The sequence below is a fragment of the Bombella mellum genome (assembly GCF_014048465.1).
Classification (GTDB): Bacteria; Pseudomonadota; Alphaproteobacteria; order Acetobacterales; family Acetobacteraceae; genus Bombella; species Bombella mellum.
This window is the reverse complement of the sequence record NZ_PDLY01000003.1, coordinates 67,522-86,734: the sequence shown is the minus strand read 5'-3', so window position 1 is coordinate 86,734 and position 19,213 is coordinate 67,522. Positions and strand designations below refer to the sequence as shown.

General features: G+C 61.3%; 20 protein-coding genes and 1 tRNA gene. 7 read left to right on the top strand and 14 right to left on the bottom strand.

Translation table 11 applies throughout. The features are described from left to right. Position 1 precedes the first annotated feature (1 nt). Entirely contained in the window at positions 2 to 1,822 is a 1,821-nt protein-coding gene (typA, locus tag CPA56_RS05265) for a translational GTPase TypA (protein WP_182040993.1), read from the bottom strand. Positions 1,823 to 1,974: 152 nt separating this feature from the next. On the opposite strand from typA, the gene queF reads away from it, so the two are divergent. Then, positions 1,975 to 2,463, top strand: coding sequence for a preQ(1) synthase (queF, locus tag CPA56_RS05260; protein ID WP_182040992.1), 489 nt, complete (start codon positions 1,975 to 1,977; stop codon positions 2,461 to 2,463). A gap of 9 nt (positions 2,464 to 2,472) precedes the next feature. On the opposite strand, the gene CPA56_RS05255 is transcribed toward queF, so the two are convergent. From CPA56_RS05255 to CPA56_RS05230, 6 genes are all read right to left on the bottom strand, one after another. Beyond that, a complete protein-coding gene (locus CPA56_RS05255) occupies positions 2,473 to 3,834 on the bottom strand; it encodes an outer membrane beta-barrel protein (protein ID WP_326831301.1) in 1,362 nt (453 codons plus the stop codon). Between the two features lie 148 nt (positions 3,835 to 3,982). Further along, positions 3,983 to 5,569: a carbohydrate porin gene (locus tag CPA56_RS05250; protein WP_182040991.1), complete on the bottom strand. Its 1,587-nt coding sequence runs from the start codon at positions 5,567 to 5,569 to the stop codon at positions 3,983 to 3,985. Between the two features lie 195 nt (positions 5,570 to 5,764). After that, positions 5,765 to 7,336: a peptide MFS transporter gene (locus tag CPA56_RS05245; RefSeq protein WP_182040990.1), complete on the bottom strand. Its 1,572-nt coding sequence runs from the start codon at positions 7,334 to 7,336 to the stop codon at positions 5,765 to 5,767. Positions 7,337 to 7,390: 54 nt separating this feature from the next. Continuing rightward, positions 7,391 to 7,543 carry a hypothetical protein gene (locus CPA56_RS05240; RefSeq protein WP_182040989.1) on the bottom strand — a complete coding sequence of 51 codons (153 nt, stop codon included), beginning with the start codon at positions 7,541 to 7,543 and terminating at the stop codon, positions 7,391 to 7,393. 150 nt (positions 7,544 to 7,693) lie between these two features. Further along, on the bottom strand, positions 7,694 to 8,602 hold the full coding sequence (locus tag CPA56_RS05235) for a DnaJ C-terminal domain-containing protein (protein WP_182040988.1): 909 nt from the start codon (positions 8,600 to 8,602) through the stop codon (positions 7,694 to 7,696). Then, entirely contained in the window at positions 8,602 to 8,760 is a 159-nt protein-coding gene (locus tag CPA56_RS05230; RefSeq protein WP_182040987.1) for a hypothetical protein, read from the bottom strand. The genes CPA56_RS05235 and CPA56_RS05230 overlap by 1 nt, the downstream gene beginning before the upstream one ends. A 122-nt stretch (positions 8,761 to 8,882) precedes the next feature. On the opposite strand from CPA56_RS05230, the gene CPA56_RS05225 reads away from it, so the two are divergent. Further along, positions 8,883 to 9,851: a glycosyl transferase gene (locus CPA56_RS05225; protein WP_182040986.1), complete on the top strand. Its 969-nt coding sequence runs from the start codon at positions 8,883 to 8,885 to the stop codon at positions 9,849 to 9,851. On the opposite strand, the gene CPA56_RS05220 is transcribed toward CPA56_RS05225, so the two are convergent. The 4 genes from CPA56_RS05220 to CPA56_RS05205 all read right to left on the bottom strand — a co-directional run bounded on the left by CPA56_RS05220 (position 9,848) and on the right by CPA56_RS05205 (position 13,259). Beyond that, the gene (locus CPA56_RS05220) at positions 9,848 to 11,356 is read right to left on the bottom strand and encodes an efflux transporter outer membrane subunit (protein ID WP_182040985.1); all 1,509 of its coding nucleotides are present in this window, start codon (positions 11,354 to 11,356) and stop codon (positions 9,848 to 9,850) included. The two genes, CPA56_RS05225 and CPA56_RS05220, sit on opposite strands and share 4 nt — an antisense overlap. Position 11,357: 1 nt before the next feature. Beyond that, positions 11,358 to 12,269, bottom strand: coding sequence for an HlyD family efflux transporter periplasmic adaptor subunit (locus CPA56_RS05215; RefSeq protein WP_182040984.1), 912 nt, complete (start codon positions 12,267 to 12,269; stop codon positions 11,358 to 11,360). Between the two features lie 15 nt (positions 12,270 to 12,284). Beyond that, on the bottom strand, positions 12,285 to 12,479 hold the full coding sequence (locus tag CPA56_RS05210) for a DUF1656 domain-containing protein (protein ID WP_043558458.1): 195 nt from the start codon (positions 12,477 to 12,479) through the stop codon (positions 12,285 to 12,287). 336 nt (positions 12,480 to 12,815) lie between these two features. Further along, positions 12,816 to 13,259, bottom strand: coding sequence for a hypothetical protein (locus CPA56_RS05205; RefSeq protein WP_182040983.1), 444 nt, complete (start codon positions 13,257 to 13,259; stop codon positions 12,816 to 12,818). 489 nt (positions 13,260 to 13,748) lie between these two features. Between CPA56_RS05205 and CPA56_RS05200 the strand changes: the two genes are divergently transcribed. From CPA56_RS05200 to CPA56_RS05180, 5 genes are all read left to right on the top strand, one after another. Beyond that, positions 13,749 to 14,642 (top strand): extracellular solute-binding protein, encoded by an 894-nt coding sequence (locus CPA56_RS05200; RefSeq protein WP_229707434.1) that lies wholly within the window; start codon positions 13,749 to 13,751, stop codon positions 14,640 to 14,642. A 19-nt stretch (positions 14,643 to 14,661) separates the two neighbouring features. After that, entirely contained in the window at positions 14,662 to 15,156 is a 495-nt protein-coding gene (locus CPA56_RS05195; protein ID WP_182040981.1) for a YcgN family cysteine cluster protein, read from the top strand. A 6-nt stretch (positions 15,157 to 15,162) separates the two neighbouring features. Next, the gene (locus CPA56_RS05190; protein WP_182040980.1) at positions 15,163 to 15,834 is read left to right on the top strand and encodes a M48 family metallopeptidase; all 672 of its coding nucleotides are present in this window, start codon (positions 15,163 to 15,165) and stop codon (positions 15,832 to 15,834) included. Positions 15,835 to 15,850: 16 nt separating this feature from the next. Next, positions 15,851 to 15,937, top strand: a tRNA-Leu gene (locus CPA56_RS05185). A gap of 130 nt (positions 15,938 to 16,067) precedes the next feature. After that, entirely contained in the window at positions 16,068 to 16,826 is a 759-nt protein-coding gene (locus CPA56_RS05180; RefSeq protein ID WP_182040979.1) for a tetratricopeptide repeat protein, read from the top strand. A gap of 21 nt (positions 16,827 to 16,847) precedes the next feature. On the opposite strand, the gene CPA56_RS05175 is transcribed toward CPA56_RS05180, so the two are convergent. From CPA56_RS05175 to rplM, 3 genes are all read right to left on the bottom strand, one after another. Continuing rightward, positions 16,848 to 17,933, bottom strand: a complete 1,086-nt coding sequence (locus CPA56_RS05175) for a branched-chain amino acid aminotransferase (RefSeq protein WP_182040978.1) — start codon at positions 17,931 to 17,933, stop codon at positions 16,848 to 16,850. Positions 17,934 to 18,148: 215 nt separating this feature from the next. Then, entirely contained in the window at positions 18,149 to 18,652 is a 504-nt protein-coding gene (gene rpsI, locus CPA56_RS05170; protein ID WP_043558030.1) for a 30S ribosomal protein S9, read from the bottom strand. 12 nt (positions 18,653 to 18,664) lie between these two features. After that, positions 18,665 to 19,135: a 50S ribosomal protein L13 gene (rplM, locus tag CPA56_RS05165; protein WP_043558027.1), complete on the bottom strand. Its 471-nt coding sequence runs from the start codon at positions 19,133 to 19,135 to the stop codon at positions 18,665 to 18,667. Positions 19,136 to 19,213: the final 78 nt, after the last annotated feature.

The window sequence follows — 19,213 nt, the reverse complement described above, 5'->3', positions numbered from 1 at the left end:
CTCAGCCCTTGGCACCACGGGCGGCACGCTTACGCTCGTGCGGGTCCAGATAACGCTTGCGCAGACGGATGGCAGACGGCGTGACCTCCACCAGCTCATCATCCTCGATGTAGGCAATGGCCTGCTCGAGGCTCATCTTGCGAGGCGGAACCAGCACGACGGCATCATCCTTCCCGGAGGCACGCATGTTCGTGAGCTTCTTCTCACGCACGGCGTTCACTTCCAGATCATTCTCACGAGAATGCTCACCAAGGATCATGCCGGTGTAGATCTTCTCACCCGCATCCACGAAGAGCGTCCCACGATCCTGAAGGGAGAAAAGCGCATACGGAGTCGTCGCACCATCCTCGGCAGAGATCAGGGAGCCATTGCGGCGGCCTTCAATCGCACCAGCATGTGGCTGGTAGGAGTGGAAGAGACGGTTCATCAGACCGGACCCACGGGTGTCGGTCAGGAACTCGCCGTGATAGCCGATCAGACCACGGGAGGGGATCATGAAGGTCAGGCGGACCTTGTCACCGCCGGACTGACGCATGTCCTGCATCACGCCCTTGCGCAGGGACATCTTCTCCACGACCACGCCGGAATAAGGCTCGTCCACATCGATGACGACTTCCTCGAACGGCTCTTCCTGCTCGCCCGTTTCCGGATTCTCACGGAACAGCACACGGGGACGGCCGATGGTCAGCTCGAAACCCTCACGGCGCATGTTCTCGATCAGCACGCCCAGCTGAAGCTCACCACGACCGGCAACCTCGAAAGCCTCGCTTTCCGGGCTGTCCGTCACCTTGATGGCCACGTTGCCTTCCGTCTCCTTGAAGAGACGGTCACGGATCTGGCGGGACGTCACCTTCTTGCCCTCACGACCACCCAGCGGACCATCATTGATACGGAAGGTCATGGAGAGGGTCGGCGGGTCGATCGGTGTGGAAGGCAGCGGCTCCTCGATGGACGGCTCGGCCAGCGTGTCAGGAATGGTGGCCTCGGAGAGACCGGCAATGGCCACGATGTCACCCGCTTCGGCTTCCTCAACGGGCACACGGTCCAGACCACGGAAGGACAGAAGCTTGGTGATACGGCCTGTCTCGACCACGCTGCCATCGGCCCGCAGGGCACGGATGGGCATGTTCACCTTCGCACGGCCCTGCTCAATGCGGCCTGTCAGGATACGGCCAAGGAAGTTGTCGCTCTCCAGAATGGTGGAGACCATGGCGAACGGCTTGTCCTTGTCCAGACCCGGGCTGGGCACATGCTTCAGGACGAGGTCGAACAGCGGGTGCAGGTTCTCACGGGGGCCTTCCAGCTCCGTATCCGCCCAGCCCTGGCGGCCGGACGCATACAGCATCGGGAAGTCCAGCTGCTCGTCATTGGCACCGAGAGCGGCAAAGAGGTCGAACACCTCGTCATGCACCTCGTCCGGGCGGGCGTCACCACGGTCCACCTTGTTGACGACAACCATCGGGCGCAGGCCACGGGCCAGGGCCTTGCCCAGCACGAACTTGGTCTGCGGCAGGGCACCCTCGGCGGCATCCACCAGGATCACGGCCCCGTCGACCATGCTCAGGATGCGCTCCACCTCACCACCGAAGTCGGCATGGCCCGGGGTGTCGATGATGTTGATGCGGGTGTTCTTCCACACGACGGAAGTACATTTGGCCAGAATGGTGATCCCACGCTCACGCTCGAGATCATTGCTGTCCATCGCACGCTCGGTGATGGCCTGATTCTCACGGAAGGTGCCGGACTGCTGGAGCAGCTGGTCAACCAGTGTCGTTTTCCCATGATCGACATGGGCAATAATGGCAATGTTACGGATGTCCATGGACGATCTTTCAGGAAGTGACAGATTGGGACAGAATGGTGCCCTTACTGCACCGAAACTGATTTTTTTGCAAATCCGAACCGTGTATCAAGCCGGACAGCATCGGATTTCATGCCTCCAACTTTTCATTCCAGCGGTAAAGGAACAGCGTCATGACCGCCCATACCCCACAAGGCCCCACCGCCCCCGGCACGGAAAGACTCAGCCAGCTTGGCCGCCAGACCGTACAGCCGGAGTCGCCTGAAACCGCCGAGCTGGAGCGTGTCCCGGCTCCCCATAAAGGGCGGCGTTATGTCGTCCGTTTCACCGCTCCGGAATTCACCTCCCTTTGCCCGGTGACGGGACAGCCGGACTTTGCCCATATCGTCATCGACTACATCCCACGGGACTGGATCGTGGAGAGCAAGTCCCTCAAGCTCTACCTCACCAGTTTCCGCAATCACGGAGCCTTCCATGAAGACTGCTCGGTAACCATCGCCACACGCCTTGTCGAACTGCTGGACCCGGAATGGCTGCGCATCGGGGCCTACTGGTACCCCCGTGGCGGAATGCCGATCGACGTGTTCTGGCAGACAGGCCCCGCCCCGGACGATGTCTGGATTCCCGCACAGGATGTACCCGGCTACCGGGGGCGCGGCTGAAATTCTTCCTCAGAAACCGAGCGTCACGTCCCCACCGATCAGGATGCGGTTCTGATGCCGGAAATCCGCAAAAGGCCGGGTGCTGTTCAGCGACCGGTCAAACCGGATTTCCGGACGGATCTGAAGCAGCTTGACGTGATGGCCGATATTCGGCCGCCACACGGCATTGAAGGACAGATCACCATACGTCGTTGCCGGGGCACTGTAGGTCCGGGCGGGCAGGCCGAGCAATGACCGGCCATAGCCCGTGTCTTCCGGGTACTGCACGACAAACTGGCCCGTGCTGTCCCGATAGACTTCCGCCCGGGCATTGAGGGTCAGGGTGGATGTTGCTGCATAGGCTCCCCAGATGACGCCGCTCCATGTATTGGCATCCAGCCCCTCATCATGGACCTGCGTGGCCTCGGCCGTCAGGCTCCATTTGGGGTTGATCTGCCATGTGGCGTTGAGGTCGTTCCAGAAACGCTGCGCCTCATGCGCCCGATGGCTGCCCAGCGCACGGCGGGGGTCTTCCGGCCCGACCCGCAGCAGGTAGGTCAGGGACAGGGCACCCCCTGCCAGCTGGCTGGCATTGAAGCCCACATAACCGGCCGGTTCGCCATTGTTGTTGCCCCGGCCAAATGACTTCTGGTTCCCCGCATCCATCCCGAACAGGACGGCATAATGTGAATTCAGGTGCCACTGCCCGTAGAAGCCGATATGCTCGAACGGATTGGAATACTGCGCCGTATAGGACATGGTGTAGAAGGCACGTCCCGCCGGATTCAGCACCTCCACCCCCATGGGGGAGGACAGGATGCCCAGCTGCATGTCCAGCCCGTCTTTCGTCAGCCACGGCATGTGCAGGGCGATGTTGGCCTGAATGGGGGTAAGCTGATAGCGGTGATGGTCCAGCCAGCGGTCCGAAATCCCTGTGATAATGTAGGCCCTGGCATCGGAGCCATAGAGCATCTGGATGTTCGCCCCCAGCCCGTAACCGTCACCGATCGGGTCCACGGGTTTGGTGATGGTCAGGGCGACCTGATTGAGCATTCCCGTATCACTGTGGGACTGGAGAAGCTGGCCGAAGTTCATGCCATTTTCAGGATGGCCCGTATTGGCCATGGCCCCGCCTTCAATCTGGAGACCGACATCAATGTCGGAGAACCAGCTCTTCCCGGCCGGTGCGGCGGGCTGGACGGCACTGGGAGCCGCCACCGGGGCGGGTGATGGAGCTGCCGGAGCGGAAGAAGAGGACGTGCCGGCCAGCGTGGCCTGAACGGAACCACCCTGCTCGCTGGGAGCGGCCCATGTGCCTTCCGGCCATGACACGACTCCACCGCATAACCCCATCATCAGAAGATACCGCCAGTGCCGCATGAGCCACCCCACCTATTGTTCCGGTGCCGTAAGTATATCCATCTTCTGAAACAAGGAACAACCTCAAAGAGGTAAAAGCCTACCGAAAATGAAGAGGCATACGCCAGATACGGAAAGGGCCACATGGTGATGTGGCCCTTTCCGGTCTTTCCAGAAAATTTCAGAAGGAAATGGCTGATTCCAGATCGATCAGCATGGCGTCCTTGTACCGCTTCACGGCACCGGGATTCCACAGATATTGCAGACCGGGCCGCAGAAGCAGCCAGCGTGTGGGCCAGTATCCATAGTTGAGTTCGATGGCTTCTTCCGAATGCGGAGCATACAGCCCGGCCCCCCGGCCCGTATGCTGGAGATGCTCGATCCAGTGCGTGACCTTCGGATTGGCCCAGAGGGCCTTCATGCCAAAGCTGATCGTATCGTTGGGTCGGCTGGCGAATGTTCCCTTCCGGGTAATGCCTGCCGTCACGAAATAGGGCGCAATGGCCGTACGGGGGTCACCCCATGTGAAGGAGGCAAAAAACGCCGTTCCCCGGTGCGGGTCCGCTCCATCCCGCTGCAACATGCGGTCAAACTGGAACCACCCGCCGAACCGGCCCCTCACCTTGGAGACAGGTGCATCCTGCGCCGCAGAGGCGGGAATGTAATATGTTCCCATCTGGCCATAGACATTCTTGACCTCGGACGTGTCCCAATACCCGCCAATCTTCACGTTCGTCTGTAGCGGACCGCTATAATCATCCGTCCCGCCCTGATGCCAGCCCAGCTGGAACGGCAGGTAGGTGCCTGTCGCCCCGTGCAGGTTCATCTTCCAGCCATTCCGCACGCCGGTGATCGTCGGGTCCACGCTGTAAGCCCCGAACTGCACCAGATAATGGTCATTCCCCGCCGGATACAGCTTGATCCAGGCACCGGGATGGGCCGTCGGATAGAAGCCGTAACCCGAGTTCATGGCGATGGACTGCGGCATCCCGCAGATGCCGTTGTTCTGGAACTGGCAGTACAGGTTGGCCCCCCAGTAGGTGGAGGACTGCTCGAAGTCATTCTCCGTGTTGATCTCGCCGACCTCGGTATGCACGTAATTGTTCCAGTGCATTTCCCAGCTGAGGCGGCCAAGACGCATGGTCTCACCCGCACCATAAATTTCCATCGGGCTGTCGATGGCGGGCAGCGTATTCCCCAGCCCTGCCCCCTGCCGGGCCAGCGTCAGGAAGTGAAGCGTACCGGCATTGAAGGCGACACCCGTCAGCTTCTTCAGGTCGAAATCCAGAGACAGGGCCTCTTCATCCGCATAACGGACCGCACGGGATTTTCCTCCGAACGGATTCCCTGCCGTGTCCTGAAAGTAACGGCCGCCAACCGTCACGCCGTGATCGGCCAGCCAGGTCCGTGCGCCCCAGGGATCACCAAAGAATCCGTCCTGATTGACGAAATCGTGCCAGCTGTTGGGGAAAAGCCCCTTCTGCCTCTCCGGCGTCTTCTGTTCGGAGGCTCCACGGGAAAAGACGTCACCCGGAATCGGAAGCGGCACGGAACCGAAAGCCCGCTGCTCATCCCTAGCGGGCACGCCGTAATGTCCCGCCTTCAGCAGTTCCTGACGCTGTTCGGGCGTGATCTCCGCTCCGGAGGTCGTCTCCTGCACAGCCACCGACGGGCCGGAAGACGCACCTTGTGCAGAAGCGGCACGGCTCCCCAGCATCAAGGCAATACCTATCGCCGCTGCACCAGCCTTTTGCCACTTTCCACGCATATGTTAGCCTTCATAGCCGTTGATCTGAGAGAGGGCCAAAGGCCAGACGCATCGGGGCGACCTTCAGCACGACATGCCGCGGACAGGCTACAGAACACCCTGCGGCGATGGACAGTACCGCCCCTTTATATAAATTTTATCGCTAACTTCCAGTGGTGAAATCTGTCTGTCCTGAACGGAGCCTTTCCCCGCCCCTCAAATTCCTGTGACCGTGACCGGCTTCTTCACCATCCGTTCACGGTGCAGACGCCCGAGACGACCCGTGACCGGCAGCAGCAGAACCAGCAGCACACACAGGCCGGCACAGCCCAGACACAGCCCCCTGAACAGGGCCACATAACCGGCCAGACTCCCCCCGCCATCCGCCGGAACACTGGCCAGGTCCGCCACAAGACTGCCGAGATACATGCCGATGCCCCAGAGCAGGAACAGGGCCCCCATCAACACCGCACTGACACGGGCCGGAGCGTAGCGGGCCACGATCGCCAGACCGAGACCGATGGTCAGCAGCTCCCCGAGCGACATGGTGCCATACCCCGCCACCATGACCCATGGCGACACCAGCCCCGTACTGTGGCCAGCGGCCAGCCACCAGATGCAGAAAGCCAGAGCGACCAGAGCATAACCGAACAGTATCTTGATGGCGGGTGCGGCATCCTGCCCCCTGCGGGCACTGCGCCGGTACAGCCAGGCCAGCAGGGGACTGAACAGCATGACAGCAATCGGATTGAGAGCCTGGAACTGCCCGGCCGACATGGTGAAGAGCCGCCACGGCCCCAGCTGATACACGCCAGACACGTCCCGCATGGCAAAGAGCGTCAGGGAGGTCTGCATCTGCTGGTAGAATATCTGATAGGCCATCGTCTGGGCACAGAGGATATAGGTCAGCAGCAGGCCGGGCCGTTCACTGTCCTGCGCCCGCAGATAGAGCCAGACCCACAGCAGGACCAGTCCGGCCCCGGCCAGAATGATGCAGAGCCGGACCAGAGCCGGACTGTACAGCACCCAGGTGCAGAAGGCCCAGACCACCATGAAGGCCAGAAGAATCCCGGCACCCAGCCCACCCTTCCGCACAGGACCGGCCAGACGGTCCATCCACGGGACAGACATGGAAGCCCCCCCATGCTGCCGCACCGCCTCGGCCGCATGCCCGGCCAGAAAACGGCGCATCCGCCCGCCCCGCACCGCATAATAGCCCAGCCCGGCCAGCAGCCCCCCGGCACAGGCCAGAAACGCCACCGCAGCCCCGTAACGCTGCTGGAGCCAGGGCATCAGAAGCATGGAGACGGTCGAACCGACATTGATGGCCATGTAATAGAGCGTGAAGGCAGCATCCAGTGCCGTGCCATCCCCTGCATAGATGCGCCGGACCAGCGTCCCCGCATTGGGCTTGAACAGCCCGTTGGACAGGGCGATCAGGGTCAGGGCAGGCAGGAAGACGGCCTGATGCCCAAGGGACATGGCCAGGAGACCATAACCCGCCGTCAGGCCGAACGCTCCCATGAGCATGGTGAGACGAGTGCCGAGACACTGGTCCCCCAGAAGCCCGCCCAGCACCGGCAGGCTGTAGATGAGAAACCCCAGTCCCCCCTGCATGATGTTGACGTCATGGTCCCGCATGTGGAGCTGGACCACCATGAACACCGTGAGCACGGCCTGCATGCCGTAATAGCCGAAACGCTCCCACAGCTCGATGGCCATGACGACAGCGAAGGCCCGCCGCCGTGCGGAAAGGAAGGTTGCCGCAGAGTGCTGCTGATCGGTCATGAAAACACGCATCCGTTACGGGAAAGAACTGATCCACCCTCCCTAGCGCAAAAATCAGCCGCCTGCGAGATGGAACCCGTCAACATACGTCACGCCAAGCACACCCAGCACGCACAGGGCCACGACAAACAGGACGGCCACAAGCCCTCCCAGAATGCTGGACTGCCGGATACGCTGCCAGAAAGACACTCCCCAGACCATGGCCATCTGCCCCTTCCTTACCTGCCCCGGCCCAGCGTGGCCTCCGACATGACGAAGGCAGGTCTTCACAGCCCCTGCCGGACCGAATACCTGCCTTCCCTCAGATTCATGCTAGCACATCCTGCCGCAGGCAGGACCTATATAATATTTTAACCTTTAACCGGAAGTTTCTTCCTCAGCCTCCCGGCGTATGAGAGCTTCCATCTCCGGCGAGATGGTGCCCAGCACGACACGCAGGGTCACCAGCAGGTTTCCCGCCTCGTGCCGCTTGTCGGCGGCAATGCCACGCCCTCCCAGACGCAGGACCGTGCCACTGTCGGAATGTGGCTTGACCTTCAGGGCCACCGTTCCGGCCGGGGTACGGACATGCACCTTGCCCCCCAATACAGCCGTCTGGAGGTCAATGTCCTGCGTGACACGAAGGTCACGCCCGTCACGCCTGTAATAGGGGTCATCCGCCACATGAATCTTCAGCAGCACGTCACCGGCAGGGCCGGGGCGGCCATCCATGCCGGGCGGACCGGCCTGACCCTTGCCCTTCAGCCGCAGCGTCTTGCCATCCTCGATGCCAGCCGGAATGGCCACGGAAACCTCACGCCCATGACCGAGGCTCACCTCACGGCGGGTGCCCAGCGCACATTCCTCCATGCTGATGCGCAGCTCGCCATGCAGGTCCTCACCACGGCGTGGGCGGGCGGACCGGAATCCCCCGCCTCCACCGAAAGCCCCGAAGATGTCGCCCAGGTCTTCCGGATTGAAGCCGCCAGAAAAACCGCCGAACCCGGCACCGGAACCGCCAGCTCCGCCACCACCGAATCCACCACCAAAGGGACCACGTGGCTGCCCGTCAGCGTCGATCTCGCCACGGTCGAACTGCGCCCGCTTCTCCTCATCCCCTATGACCTCGTAGGCCTTGCCGATTTCCTTGAAGCGTTCCTCCGCCTTGGTGTCACCGGGGTTACGGTCAGGGTGGTACTGCTTGACCAGCCGACGGTAAGCACTGCGGATTTCCTTGTCCGAGGCCGTCCTGCTTACACCAAGAACCTTGTATGGGTCAGTCGCCATTACTGTCCTGTATCCTCCAGCTCCGTCGTCTCCAGCAGGTTGATCAGCACGGCCAGAACCCTGCTTCTGGAATAGCCGGCCGCTTCCGCCTCTTTCATCAGGGCCTCGACCCGTGGCTTGAGAAAATCGGCCGCTGATCCTGCTGGTGCGTCTGTCATGGGAAAAAAACCTTTCTTTCCTGAAAAGGTGGTGTGCCTGTAAGATAAGGTCAATAGAGAATGAAGGTCCGGGCCACCATTTCCCACGTCCTTCCCATGACCTCATCAGAAGACAGTTCTTCATGCCGCATACTACTGACAGACAGACTCCCAACAGCACTTCATCCCGACGTCTCATCATTACAGGCAGCGACAGCCGTTATTTCCCCCTGCTTCAGGAGCTTATCGCTTCCATCCGCCGCTTCCCGGAACTGGCCGAACTGCCGGTCGCCTGCATTGATGGCGGACTGAAACGGAAGCAGGTCACATGGCTGGAACAGAACGGCATCACTGTCCGCACCCCGGGGGCCTTCCCCCATGTCTCACGATGGGCCATGCGCAGACGGCCCAGTCTGGCCATCGAACTCTCCAAGATGTGGCTGGACCAGCTCTTCCCGGAACATGACACGCTGGCCTGGATCGATGCGGATGCCTGGGTGCAGGACGGCCAGGCCGTGGAGCTTCTCTTCCAGGCTGCCGAGCAGACGCCGCACGCTCTGGCCATCACGCCGGAACTCTTCCTGCACAAGCCTCTGTTCCGGCTGCGCTGGCTGCCCTTCGGCCTCGTGCAGCTCCGCACCATCCTGTACAAGAATTCCCGTCTGGCCCGGCTGCCCCGGGCGATATGCCGCCATATCGGCGTGCGCCCCACCCTCAATGCCGGTGTCTTCGCCCTGTCCCGCACGGCTCCACACTGGCCCCGGCTCCGGCACTGGCAGGGAGAGGCCCTGCGGCACGGCAAGATATTCAGCTCCGGCCAGCTCGCCATGGCCCTGACGAGCCATCACGATGGCTATGCCACCGCCCTGATGCCTGCCGGATGCAACTATCTGGGACCGTGGCAGATTGATCCACGGACAGGTCTGCTCTGCGAGATCACCTTTCCGCACCGTCCTGTCGGCATCGTCCATCTCGCCGGACATGACGCCATGCGGCTGGACCCGGCCGTGACAATGGACGTACCCGATCGGACGGGAGGAACACACGCCCTCAACCTGCGGTTCAGCACGATGCAGACTTACCGGGACACCCGCCAGCCAGATATGACCTAACGGCTGAAGGCCCGCAGGATCATGTCCCTGCTCTCATGCTGTTCCACCTTCAGGGTGGTGCTGGAAAGCTCCCGTCCCTGCCAGCCGGCACCGAAGGCAATGTAGAGCGAGATGGCATCATCCATGCGCTTGCCGGTAGCCGACACGGCGGCCACACGACGGGACAGGTAGGTCTGCTGGGAGTTGAGAACGTCCAGATAGCCCGTCAGCCCGGCAGCATAGAGCTTGCGAGCACGGGACAGGGCCAGACCGGCCTGCGTGGCGGCCTCCCGCTCTTCCCGCACCAGCTCGTTGTCCTGATGCCAGTCATCGAGACTGTCCTCCACTTCCCGGAAGGCGTTCAGGACGGTCTGACGATATTGCAGGCGGCTGGCCTCGGCCTCGCTTCGGGCTTGGGCGATCTGGGCACTGTATTTGCCCCCATGCAGGACAGGCAGGGAGGCCATCATCATGACGTTCCAGCTCATCCCTCCGATCTGGAACGCCTGATAGGCGGCGGAGGCATTGGGATTGAAGGTCAGCGGAATGCTGAAATTGGGATACAGGTTGGAAATCGTGATCCCGATGCGGGAGACGCTCGCCGCATAACGCCGCTCGGCCGAACGGATGTCGGGCCGGTTGGTCAGCACGGTGGAAGGCAACATGGCCGGGAACGGGGGCAGGGTCGGAATGGGCCGCCGCTCCTCCAGATCAGGCTGCTCCTTGCCGGGCATCTCACCCATCAGCACGTTGATGGCATGAATGAGCTGCTCCTGCCGTGCCCGCAGGGGGGGAAGACGGGCCAGTTCGGCATGTTCTTCCGTCCGGGACTGGGCAATGGCCAGCGTGTTGCCGACACCATTGTCAAACAGCCGCTCCACGAGACGGGTGCTGTCCCGGGCCGTGCGGATGGAATCCTCCGTCACGCTCATGCGGGTCTGGATAGTCCTCAGCTCGACATAATCCGTCACGAGCTGACTCAGCAGGGCAAGCAGCAGCCCCCGCCGCTCCTCGATGCTGACTTCCACCAGTCTCTTGCGTTCCTGCACCTGCCGGGAAATGTGACCGAAAATGTCGATCTCCCAGCTTGCCCGGGCACCATAGGTCAGCACGGAGGCGTGGGGATGGTTGTTCGGATTGCCCGGACGCAGGGGCCAGTTGTCAACATTGATGGAATAACGGTTGTCCCCGCCACCCGCATTGGCATCAAGCTGGGGATACCAGTTGGCCTGCGCCTGCCGACGGACGGACTGCTCGGCCAGGACGTGCTGGGTGGCCACCTGAAGGTCGTAATTTCCCCTGATGGTCTGCTCCACCAGCCTGTCCAGAACGGGATCATGAAACTGTGCCCACCAGTCCCGGAGGTTGGCTTCCGTCTCGGCGATCTCCTCCTTCGTGGCAGGGTGAGGCTCGCTGGCAAAATGGCCCGGCACCTTCATCCTGTCCGGCCTGTATTCCGGCCCGACCATGCAGGACGTCAGGAAAAGACAGCTGCTGACGACAAGGGGAACAAACCGCATCTTCATCTCACAGGTGATCCTGCAACCATGTCGTCAGCAGGCCACGACCACCAGCCCGTTCCTTGCCCACGGCCACGGTGGCCGTCATGCCGGCGGACAGGATGACCTCCGGCGGCATCTCGTCAATCTCGATGCGGACGGGGATGCGCTGCGCCAGCCGCACCCATGTGAAGATCGGGTTCACGTCCGGCAGGCCGAGCTTGTCCGACATGCCGTTCGTATCATTGATGCCTCGACCGATGCTGACGACATGCCCCCGCAGGACATGACGGTACCCCATCAGCTTGATGCGGGCCTGATCGCCAACATGCACGCCATGCATCTTGGTTTCTTCAAAATAGCCATAAACCCAGTAGCTGTTGGCATCAATCACGGCCATGCGGGGCTGACCGGCCGTCACATAATCCCCGACACGGAGGTTGAGGTTGGTCACATAGCCATCCACCGCCGCATAGACCGTGGAACGCTGAAGATTCAGCAGGGCCGTATCCAGGGCGGACTGCGCCTCTTCCAGCCGGGCACGGCGCACTTCCATCTCAGAATCAAAAACGTCCTGTTCCTCACGGGAGACCACGCCGCCAAGCCCACGCCGTCTCTTCGCATTGAGGACGCTCAGCTTGTAATCTTCCGTCACGCCTGCCAGCCGTGCCCTCGCCTCGTCAATCCTCAGCCGGAAGCGCAGCGGGTCGATCGTGAAAAGAGGGTCGCCCTTGTGCACGAACTGGTTGTCCACGACCGGCACGGACACGACGGTCCCCGAGACCTCAGGCGTCGCCGTGACGACATAGACACGGACACGGCCATCACGTGTCCAGGGATCAAGAACATACAGGTCCCAGACGACGTACCCCAGACCGACCGCCAGGGCGATGACGATCAGTGTCAGCAATGGACGCACAAGACGCCGTAACCAGTTCATATCCCTGCCCCCTCCTCAGACGAAAATAACCAGCAGACAGAGAACGCAGACATACAGCGCAATCTCGAACAGGGCGACATGCCAGAACCAGCCCAACGCTCCAAGACGCCACAGCACATAGCGCAGGGCCAGCGTCACCAGCACGGCGCAGACGGCATAGACGGCTATTGGAGAGACAAAAACACCACAGAGGCTGACTTCTGAGAGCATCATACGCCGCACCTCCCCAGAGACCGGGACAATACGGATGACATGTCTGACGCTTCGCTCACGTTGCTCCCTATCGCACCTGCAAAAGGTCCGGCTTTTGACCAGACAGGCCCGAATCTTCCTCTGCCGAAAACATCATACCGGACTTTATCCGGACGACCAGCACGAAACACTGTCAGGCCCTTACCTTCCTGCCCACCCACAGGGGCGGGAACAGCCCTTGCCGTCCCGTGGCGTCAGTTACGGACCGGAACGACCGGAATCACGATGGCCCATAGCAGAAGCGGCCCCTGAAGGCCGCTCCTTTTCTCTCACAGACTTGCTGACCCGGCAAAATCACTTTTTCCGGCGTGCGAAAGCCCCCTTCACGATGCGCCAGGCCTGCCCACCGGCATAGCGGCCCACCGGCCCGCTGGCGATACTGAACAGAGACGAGAAGGCGAAGCTCTGCTTCAGCTCATGCAGCTTCCTGTCACGCTCCATGCGGGCACGCTCTTCCGCGAAACCGGAATGACCGGCACGGAGGGCCAGCAGCAGAAAGATGACGACCAGCAGCACGTCAACACCCAGCACGCAGGCAGCGGACGCCAGAGGCCCAAAATGGCAGACCTGCTCGAAAAAGGCCCAGAAGACCCCGTGCAGGCTGATGGCCGCAAAACCGAGGAACACGACGGCTACGATGAGGAAAGCGACACGAAGCCCATGACGCTTCGCACATTCCTTGAAGATTTTCCCCTGAGCAGCAAGGACTGCCTGACCAATTTCCAGTAGACCATTCATGATACGACTACTGCCCCTCCCAGATTCTTGAAGACATGCAAAGCTCTTGTCCGGAGGAAAAACAGGGCTGCATTCCCCCGCAGGCTGGCACCCCATATACCACCACACGGAAAAAAACCAAAGCGTCCAGCCCGGCACAGACAAGGAACTTTTCTTCACCGAAATGAATGTGCCCTTCAATCTACCTCATAAAGAAGGCACAAAAATGTCTGGTTACACTTTCTCCCGCCACATGTAACGAAGTTTCAAGGAATATTATATACCCTCCCGCCATTCCAGCCATGAACCGGCCTGGTCACCGCCCCCCACAACCACTCACCCTTTGCCTCCGCACGGTACCGCAGCACAATGAGAACACTCCGCTCCCAGAGCCACGAACGTCCGCTCCCATCTCCTCGCGACGGGAGCCGTCTGTCCTGCTCTGCGGCGGTCATCCATCCCCACGGCATTTTCCGGAAGACATGGCGGCCGTTTCGCCTTCTCATGATCATGGCCGTACTGCTGGCCGCCTCGGCCACCCCCCTGCGGGCCGACCCGACCTATTACTGGGCCATACCGGGTCACAATTTCATCACCATGACCCCGAACGGCAGTCCCTCCTTCAATTTCCTGAACCGGAATGGCAGCGGCCTGGAAAACATTGAACAGCTGACCCTCGCCCACCCACAGCCCATACAGGCCATCATGCTGGACAGCACGGAATCCGCCATCGCCTGTGCCCGGGCGTGGCTTCAGCCCATCCATGCCCTTGGCCGCTGTGGCCAGCCTGCGGGCTTCTTCCGGAACGTCCTCTTCTGGGATTCCTCCCGTCTGACGGTTCCGCCGCACTGGGCCACGTTGTGGGACGTCGCCCGCTATCCCGGCCAGAGGGCCTTCTTCCGCGGGCCACGCCTGACACTGGAACTCGCCCTGCTGGCTGATGGCGTACCTCCCGGAAAAATCTATTCCCAGCTCTCCACCCAGGCAGGAATCGACCGGGCCTTCCGCAAGCTCAGCCAGCTCCGCCCCTACATCATATGGTGGAAGTCCCCTTCGGAAGCCTACCACATCCTTCAGGAACAGACGGTACTGATGGGCATAACGCCCAGTGGCATCATACTCTCCCCCCAGACAAGAAACACGCTGGCCCGGCCCTATCAGGCCCAGATGGAGAACATCCTTTACAGTCCGGCCGTCTGGGGCATTCCGGCCACGCTCCCCGCACGAAAATCGGATGAGACGAGAGCCATCCTCCTCGCCAACCCGCCACGCCTGGCCGACATCCCCACCCCCATGCCGACCGAATCACTTGAAATCAGCGACAGTTTCTGGGCAACACATGTCATCCTGCTGGGCGAACGCTTCGATGCCTGGCTCGCCCAGCCCCAGCCACCAGAACCCTGAGAGCAGAACCATTACAGCCATGACAGAGTCCCCTCCCTTCTGGCAGACGACCTCCCTTCAGGACATGACACCGGGCCAGTGGGAATCACTCTGCGATGGCTGCGGCCGCTGCTGCCTGAACAAGCTGCGGGACGAGGACACGGATGAAATCGTCTGGACGGACGTGTCATGCCGCCTTCTCGACACGAAGACCTGCCGCTGCACCGACTATGAGAAGCGTCACCGGCGTGTTCCTGACTGCGTGTCCCTGACACCGGCCCTGCTGGACGAAATAGACTGGCTTCCCCCCAGCTGCGCCTACCGCCTCCTGCGGGATGGCATGGACCTGCCGGACTGGCACCCCCTCCGCAGCGGTACGGGCACAACGGTCGTGAAGGCAGGAGCCTCCGCCAGTGGCCGCTGCGTCAGCGAGCGACGGGCCGGAATGCTGGAAGACCACGTGGCCGACTGGCCCGGAGAATGGCCAGACGGGGCGGCCCCCTGCACCACCCTGTCCCGCAAGACCGGCACCTGAGGCCAGATGCTGGCCCCGCCCGTCATCTGGCGTGTCTCCTCCCGGGCACGACGGGTCATCCTCCGCCTGGACGCGCACAGGCGTGCCATCGTCGTCACCCTACCCCCCGGCGTGACCCGCCAGCAGGGGATGCATTTCTTCCAGAGCCAGTCCCAATGGATCGCACAGGCCCTTGAGGCCCTTCCCGCTTCCGCCGTGGAACGGGGGCAGATATGGCTTGAAGGTACCTCCATTCCCATCCTGCCCACCGTCATGCTGGATGGCCGCACACGCCTGACGGAAGCCGGGCTGCATGTGGGTCACCCGCCAGAAGAACATGCCCGCCATCTGCTCTCGTTCCTGAAGCGGCGTGCGGAAGCCCTTTTTCCTCCCCTCTTCCGGCAGCAGAGCCTGAGGATGGAAGCCCGTCCCACAAAATTCAGCCTGCGTGACGTCAGAAGCCGCTGGGGAAGCTGCACCCGGCAGGGCCGCATCATGCTCAGCTGGCGGCTCATCATGGCTCCGCCGGACATATACACCTATGTGATGGTGCATGAACTGGCCCATCTCAGCCATTTCAATCACGGGCCGGACTTCTGGAGACTGGTGGACCGACATGCCCCGGGCGGACAGCCGGGCCGCAAAAAAGCTGAAAAATGGCTTTCGCAGAATGGTGCCTGCCTTCTGGCTATGGTATAAACTCCTCACTTCCTCTGCGCGCTTGGCGGAATGGTAGACGCACGAGACTTAAAATCTCGAGTTCGGTCAGAACGTGCGGGTTCAAGTCCCGCAGCGCGCACCAGAGAGACATCCTCCCCCTTTCAGCTCCGCTGTTCCTCTGCCATTGCATTCCTGCATGGCTCGGCCCTATTTTTTATACAGGCCACCGGCCTGACCACAGAATTTTGCCGTACCGCAGAGTAAGGAACATCATGGTTTTCAACCGGATCAACCAGTTCTTCACCGACTCTTCAGCCTGTCGGCCACGGAAACCTGACCTGCCGGACAATCTTGCGGAAATATACCGTCAGGCCCAGAACGGCCATGTGCTGGAGCAGGTGCTCTGGGGGAAAGCCCTGTTGGACAGCCAGTATGTTCCCCGGGATGTGGACCGGGCACGGGAATGGTTCGCCATTGCGGCGGCGGCCAATTACGGGCCTGCCCACAACATGCTGGGCCGCTGCGCCCAGTTCGGCTGGGGCTGCCCCCTGGACCTTGAGGAAGCCGTCCGCCATTACAGGAAAGCGGCGGAACTGGATGACCTGTGGGGCATCTACAATCTCGGCATCTGCCACATGAGAGGCATGGGCGTGGAGAACAGCCGACGGGCAGCCTTCGTGCTCTTCCGCCGTGCTGCCCTGCGTGGGCACGCAAAATCCATGAACCTTCTGGCACGGTTCATTGAGGAAGGGTGGGAAACCCCCGCAAACCCCATTGCCGCCCTGGAATGGTACCAGAAATCCGCCGATGGAGGCGATTACCGGGGACAGCACAACTACGCCACGGCCTTGGTGGGCCTGGGCAGGCCGGACGAGGCCCTCCATTACTGGCGCATGGCCGTGAAGGACGCCACGCCGGACATCCTTCAGGCCATGTATCGGGAGCTTCACCAGCCCGGTGCCCCGCAGGACCCGGAACTCATGGAAACTCTCCATGCCCGTCTGGAAGCCGTCATGCCCGGAACCCGGTGACGGCCTCCTACGGCTGCCTTCTCAGAGGGAGACGGTATGAACCCAGCCGAACGAATCCGCTTCCTCACCACGCTGGAGGGCACACAGGGCATTACGCAGCTTCATGGTGACCGGCCCGGCCGTTTTGCCGTCGCCAAAGGCCACGGTCCCTGCCTCCCTGCGGAACTCCCCGATCGGTGAAATGAGGGCCGCCGTGCCACAGGCAAAGGCTTCCGTGATCTCACCGGATTCAGCGTCCCTGAACACGTCATCAATGGCCAGAGGTTCCTCAACCATCTTCAGGCCCATCTCACGGCCCAGCCTGATGATGCTGTCCCGCGTGATGCCCCGAAGGATCGTGCCACCAAGTGGCGGCGTCACCACGCTGCCATCCTTGCGGACGAACATGACGTTCATGCCGCCCATCTCATCAATGAAACGACGCTCCCGTGCATCGAGGAACAGCACCTGGCTACAGCCATGATCCGTCGCCTCCTGCTGGGGCAGCAGACTGGACGCATAATTGCCCCCGCATTTGGCTTCCCCCGTACCACCGGGAGCCGCCCGTGTGTACTGCTCCGACACCCAGACCGGGATGCTGCCATTGCCGCTGAAATACCCCCCCACAGGGCTTGCCAGCACGACGAACAGATATTCATTGGCCCGTTTCACGCCAAGAAACACTTCATTGGAGATCATGAACGGCCGCAGATAGAGGCTCTGCTCCGGATTGGTGGGCACCCAGTCATGATCCACCTTCAGCAGGGCCTTGATGGACCCGAGGAAAAGGTCCTCCGGCAGCTCTGCCATGGAAAGACGACGGGCTGACGCCGCAAACCGGGCGGCATTGGCCTCCGGCCGGAACAGCGTGACAGCCCCGCCCTTGCCACGATAGGCTTTCAGCCCCTCGAAAATCTCCTGCCCGTAATGAAGGACAGTCGATGCCGGGTCGATCTGCAAAGGCTGACGGGGAACGATTCTGGCATCATGCCAGCCCTTTTCATCCGTGTAACGAATGACGGCCATGTGATCCGTAAAGACACGCCCGAATTTCGGGTCCACCATCAGGGCCTGTCTCTGCTCGGCTGATGTGGGGGTCTCTGTCCGTTCGATGCTGAACTCTGCCATGATGCTTCCTGCCTTCCCGGTCGGTTCAAAGATGTCACATTTCGGAATTTATGTAGTGTTCCGTCAAGAGACTAATATATGGAATACTATGTCTTTCAATACCATATTTTTGAAACTTTATTTCATGAATACCAGACATGCACCATAAAAAAAACCCCCACCCGGCAGGGCGAGGGCTTTTCTAGCGCAGGCCAGTTTTCCGTATGGCTGAAAGATCAGCGTTTGGAGAACTGGAAGGAACGGCGGGCCTTGGCCTTACCGTACTTCTTACGCTCGACGACACGGCTGTCACGGGTCAGGAAGCCAGCCATCTTCAGCACGCCACGCAGTTCCGGCTCGTAGTGGGTCAGGGCACGGGAGATGCCGTGACGGACCGCACCGGCCTGACCGGAAAGACCACCGCCAGTAACCGTGCAGTACACGTCAAACTGGTTGTAGCGATCCGTCAGCAGGAAGGGCTGGGTGATCAGCATGCGCAGCACGGGGCGTGCGAAATAGTTCGTGACCGGGCGGCCGTTGACGGTGATCTCACCCTTGCCAGGCTTGATCCACACACGGGCGACGGCGTCCTTACGACGGCCCGTTGCATAGGAACGGCCCTGCGCATCACGCTTGGCTTCATAGACGGGAGCTGCATTGGCAACAGCAGGAGCCGCATTGGCCAGGTCCTGCAGAGTGCCGGTAAGCTCGGCGGCGGGACGCTCTTGAGTTTCTGACATTGTTGGCAGGCCTTACTGACGTTTCAGGGTATTCTTGCGGTTCAGGGAAGCAACGTCCAGCTTGACGGGCTTCTGACCCTCATGCGGGTGCTCCGTGCCAGCATAGACATACAGGTGCTTCATCTGGGCGCGCTGGAGCGGACCACGGGTGATCATGCGCTCGACAGCCTTCTCCACGACCTGACCGGGGTTCTTGCCCTCGAGACGCTGCGTGATGGTGCGCTCCTTGATCCCACCCGGATGGCCGGTGTGGTAATGGAAGAGCTTCTGACCGACCTTGTTGCCTGTCAGGGCGATCTTCTCGGCGTTGATGACGACAACCGCATCACCGCAGTCAACGTGCGGCGTGTACTGCGGCTTGTGCTTGCCGCGCAGACGGTTGGCAATGATGGTGGCGAGACGGCCCAGGACCAGCCCTTCGGCATCGATCAGGATCCAGTTTCTCGTCACCTCCGCGGGTTTCAGCGAAAGTGTGGTCTTCATGACGTATCATTTCCAGTTTGAGATGCCACGACATCGCAGCATCAGGAAAAGGACTGTCCCCGACGATGCCCGGCCCAT

Excerpts from the sequence above, each read along its gene's own strand:
- typA (WP_182040993.1), bottom strand. The coding sequence starts at position 1,822 with ATGGACATCCGTAACATTGCCATTATTGCCCATGTCGATCATGGGAAA.
- CPA56_RS05220 (WP_182040985.1), bottom strand. The coding sequence starts at position 11,356 with ATGAAGATGCGGTTTGTTCCCCTTGTCGTCAGCAGCTGTCTTTTCCTG.
- CPA56_RS05200 (WP_229707434.1), top strand. The coding sequence starts at position 13,749 with ATGGCCGTACTGCTGGCCGCCTCGGCCACCCCCCTGCGGGCCGACCCG.
- CPA56_RS05230 (WP_182040987.1), bottom strand. The coding sequence starts at position 8,760 with ATGACAGACGCACCAGCAGGATCAGCGGCCGATTTTCTCAAGCCACGG.
- CPA56_RS05240 (WP_182040989.1), bottom strand. The coding sequence starts at position 7,543 with ATGGCCATGGTCTGGGGAGTGTCTTTCTGGCAGCGTATCCGGCAGTCC.
- CPA56_RS05215 (WP_182040984.1), bottom strand. The coding sequence starts at position 12,269 with ATGAACTGGTTACGGCGTCTTGTGCGTCCATTGCTGACACTGATCGTC.
- CPA56_RS05175 (WP_182040978.1), bottom strand. The coding sequence starts at position 17,933 with ATGGCAGAGTTCAGCATCGAACGGACAGAGACCCCCACATCAGCCGAG.
- CPA56_RS05205 (WP_182040983.1), bottom strand. The coding sequence starts at position 13,259 with ATGAATGGTCTACTGGAAATTGGTCAGGCAGTCCTTGCTGCTCAGGGG.
- CPA56_RS05180 (WP_182040979.1), top strand. The coding sequence starts at position 16,068 with ATGGTTTTCAACCGGATCAACCAGTTCTTCACCGACTCTTCAGCCTGT.
- CPA56_RS05250 (WP_182040991.1), bottom strand. The coding sequence starts at position 5,569 with ATGCGTGGAAAGTGGCAAAAGGCTGGTGCAGCGGCGATAGGTATTGCC.
- CPA56_RS05190 (WP_182040980.1), top strand. The coding sequence starts at position 15,163 with ATGCTGGCCCCGCCCGTCATCTGGCGTGTCTCCTCCCGGGCACGACGG.
- CPA56_RS05225 (WP_182040986.1), top strand. The coding sequence starts at position 8,883 with ATGCCGCATACTACTGACAGACAGACTCCCAACAGCACTTCATCCCGA.
- rplM (WP_043558027.1), bottom strand. The coding sequence starts at position 19,135 with ATGAAGACCACACTTTCGCTGAAACCCGCGGAGGTGACGAGAAACTGG.
- queF (WP_182040992.1), top strand. The coding sequence starts at position 1,975 with ATGACCGCCCATACCCCACAAGGCCCCACCGCCCCCGGCACGGAAAGA.
- CPA56_RS05210 (WP_043558458.1), bottom strand. The coding sequence starts at position 12,479 with ATGCTCTCAGAAGTCAGCCTCTGTGGTGTTTTTGTCTCTCCAATAGCC.
- CPA56_RS05235 (WP_182040988.1), bottom strand. The coding sequence starts at position 8,602 with ATGGCGACTGACCCATACAAGGTTCTTGGTGTAAGCAGGACGGCCTCG.
- CPA56_RS05245 (WP_182040990.1), bottom strand. The coding sequence starts at position 7,336 with ATGACCGATCAGCAGCACTCTGCGGCAACCTTCCTTTCCGCACGGCGG.
- CPA56_RS05195 (WP_182040981.1), top strand. The coding sequence starts at position 14,662 with ATGACAGAGTCCCCTCCCTTCTGGCAGACGACCTCCCTTCAGGACATG.
- rpsI (WP_043558030.1), bottom strand. The coding sequence starts at position 18,652 with ATGTCAGAAACTCAAGAGCGTCCCGCCGCCGAGCTTACCGGCACTCTG.